Genomic DNA, 3,250 nt, shown 5'->3' on the forward strand with positions numbered 1-3,250 from the left:
ACGAGGACAAGGTCGAGCTGATCTTCTTCAACCGCGACGGCTTCTGGGACAAGCTGCAGACCGACCTCGCGGCCGGCGGCGGCGAGTTCGACCTGAACCTGCTGGCTACCTATGCGATCGGCCGCTATGCGCCCTTCATGGAGCCGGTCGAGCTGCCGGACAGCGCGGTCGACGTGTTCGGCGAGAAGGTGCTCGCCACCATGCAGTTCGAGGGCCAGCAATATGGTGTACCGACCGACCTGTCCCTGCATTTCATGTACTACCGCACTGACCTGATCGACCAGTTGCTCTCGGATGCCGACTGGCAGGCGCGCTACACCGAGATCGCCCAGGAGAAGCTCGGCAAGGAGCTGAAGCCGAAGCCGCCGGCGGAGTGGACCTGGGACGACTACCAGGCGACCGCGCTGTTCTTCACCAAGGCCGTCAATCCCGACAGCCCCGTGCGCTACGGCACGGTGCTGCAGATGAAGAACCTCCTGTTCAACATGATGGTCTGGCATTCCACCGCCCGCTCGGAGGGCGGCGACTGGATGGATGCGCAGGGCAACATCACGGTCGACAGCCCCGCCTACCGCAAGGGGCTGGAGCTCTATAAGTCGCTCTACGATGCGGGCGCCTCGCCCAAGGACAGCCTGAGCTATGAGTTCGCCGAGGCCAATGCCGCGTTCGGCTCGGGCCAGGTCGCGACCATGCTGCAGTGGAATGCCGCGGCAGCCGACCTGAACGATCCGGAGAAGACCCCGGCCGTGGGTGGCAAGGTCGGCACGGTGCCGCCGCCGGCCGGCGAGGCCGGGCGCTTCACCCATATCCATGGCCTGGGCCTCGGCCTGAACAAGTCGGCGCAGAACAAGACAGGTGCCCTGAAGTTCCTGGAATGGCTGGCCACCCCTGAGGCGATGCAGGCCTATGCCGCGGGCGGCGGCACGCCGGCGCTGAGCCCGGACGTGCTGGCGCCGGTGGCAGAGCAGCGGCCGGACCTGACCCAGCTCGGCGACTATGCCGGCCAGTACGGCTTCGTGATGACCGGCGCCACCTCGGCGGGTGCGCTCTCGGTCTACGAGCTCCAGGCCGAGAACTTCACCGGCTACTGGGCCGGGCAGAAGGAGCTGGACGAGGCGCTGGCAGCCACCGCCAAGGGCATGGCGGACCTCCTGAAGAAGTGAGCCAATCGGGGGTGCGCCCGTCGCACCCCCTCTCGCCCGCCAATGGGAGCCTTTCTTCGTTGCAGTCCCGACATCTACGCGACGGGCGGATCCTGCTCGCGCCCCTCACGATCTTCCTCCTGGCGATGCTGGGCCTGCCGCTGGTCGTCGACCTGATCTACTCGGTCTCACGGGTCGAGTTCCGCACGATCCTCTCGCCCGAGTTCGTAGGCCTCGCCAACTACGTCAGCGCGCTGACCTCGGAGAGCTACTGGCAAGCCGCCTGGTTCTCGCTGCGCTTCGGCCTGGCCTGTGCCGTGGCCCAGCTCCTGCTGGGTCTGTTCCTGGCGATCTTCCTGGCACCGCTCATCGACAAGCGCCCCTGGCTCCTGGCCTTTTTGATGCTGCCGATGATGGTGGCCCCGGCTCTGGTCGGGCTCATGTACCGGCTGATCCTGCACGAGTTCGTGGGCGTGGTGCCCTGGTTCATGTTCACCTATTTCGGCGACAGCCCGTCCTTCCTGGGACCCGACAACGCGTTCCGCACGCTGGTGGTGGTGGAAGTGCTGCAGTGGACGCCGTTCGCGCTGCTGATCCTCTATTCCGCCTATGCGGCGATCCCCAAGGACGTGCGCGAGGCCGCCTCGATCGACGGGGCCGGCCCCTGGCAGCGCCTCTGGCGGATCGACCTGCCGCTGATGGCGCCGGTGCTGGGTGCGACCTTCTTCATCCGCTTCATCGACAGTTTCCGGGTGTTCGACAATGTCTACACCCTGACCGGGGCGGGTGCCGGCGGGGCCACCACCACCATGAGCATCTGGGTCTACGAGGCCTTCTTCAAATCGGGCGACATCGGCCGGGCCGTGGCCGCCTCCATGCTGCTGCTGGTGGCCGCCTGGGCCGTCCTAGCGATCGTCCACCGCCTCTCGGAGCGCCGGGCATGAACCTCCTGCGCTGGCTCGTGTTCGCCGTCGCCGCACTCGCGATGAACTTCCCGGTGCTCTCGACGCTGGTGACCTCGTTCAAGTCGGAAGCCGAGATCGCGTCCAACCCGTCCCTGTGGATCCAGTCCCCCACGCTCGCCAACTACCTCGACGTGTTCAGGATCTCCGACCGGTTCGACATCCTCCATTATCTCTGGAACAGCTTCGCCTCCTCCATCCTGGGGGCGGGCCTGTCGCTGCTGCTGGCCTTCCCCGCCGCCTATGCGCTGGTGCGCTTTGGCACCGGCCGCAAATGGCTCCTGCCGCTGGTCGCCAATCTGCGCGCCATCCCGCTGATCGTGTTCGCGATCCCGCTCTATCTCGTCTATGCGCGCGTGGGCCTGCTCGACACGCGGCTGGGCCTGGCCCTGATCCTGTGCATCGTGAACCTGCCGCTGGTCCTGGTCCTGCTCGTGGCAGCCCTGCGCGACCTGCCGGTCGAGCTGGACGAGGCGGCCAGGGTGGACGGCGCCTCCACCCTCACCCTGCTCTGGCGGATCATCCTGCCGCTGGCGGGACCGGCCCTGGCCACCACCATGGTGCTGGGCTTCGTCTATGCCTGGAACGAGTTCCTGTTCGCCCTGATGCTGACCACGCGCAACGCGGTCACCACCACGGTCGGCGCGTCGTTCTTCTTCGCTGCTTCCGGCGGCGGCGTGCGCTGGGGCATTGCGGCTGCCGTCATGGTGCTGAGCGTGCTGCCGCCCATGGTGCTGGGCCTGCTGCTCTACCGGCGCATCGGCCAGTCACTCGCGTCAGGCGCCGTGAAAGGTTGAGCCCGGCCGGTTCATCGTCCGGACACCGTGGATTGACGGGCCCCGACGCTGTCGCTAGATACTTAACCTTCCGGTTAATGGTCTGCGGCTCCGACGCGGAACGTGCGGGGCGGCGCTCAGGGAGGAAACGGTGAAGGTCGAGCCTTATCTGTTCTTCAACGGCCGTGCCGAGGAAGCCATCCGGTTCTACCAGGACAAGCTCGGCGCCAAGGTCGAGATGCTGATGCGTTTCAAGGAAAGCCCCGAACCGCCACCGCCCGGCGTCGACGCGGCCGAGCTCGCCGAGAAGGTCATGCATGCCAGCCTGATCGTGGGCGACACCCGGATCATGGCCTCCGATGGCTGCGGC

3 protein-coding genes and 1 pseudogene are annotated in these 3,250 nt (G+C 66.8%); all 4 read left to right on the forward strand.

The annotated features are described in order from the left end of the window. A partial coding sequence (locus VNS22_RS08865) for an extracellular solute-binding protein (RefSeq protein WP_325731653.1) occupies positions 1 to 1,163 on the forward strand: 1,163 nt, incomplete at its 5' end. Between the two features lie 59 nt (positions 1,164 to 1,222). After that, positions 1,223 to 2,086, forward strand: coding sequence for a sugar ABC transporter permease (locus VNS22_RS08870; protein WP_325731655.1), 864 nt, complete (start codon positions 1,223 to 1,225; stop codon positions 2,084 to 2,086). Further along, positions 2,083 to 2,901, forward strand: coding sequence for a carbohydrate ABC transporter permease (locus VNS22_RS08875; RefSeq protein ID WP_325731656.1), 819 nt, complete (start codon positions 2,083 to 2,085; stop codon positions 2,899 to 2,901). The genes VNS22_RS08870 and VNS22_RS08875 overlap by 4 nt, the downstream gene beginning before the upstream one ends. 130 nt (positions 2,902 to 3,031) lie before the next feature. Continuing rightward, positions 3,032 to 3,250: pseudogene (locus VNS22_RS08880) on the forward strand (VOC family protein); the annotation flags it as partial.

Origin of the sequence: Geminicoccus sp. (assembly GCF_035556675.1) — a bacterium.
GTDB lineage: Bacteria > Pseudomonadota > Alphaproteobacteria > Geminicoccales > Geminicoccaceae > Geminicoccus.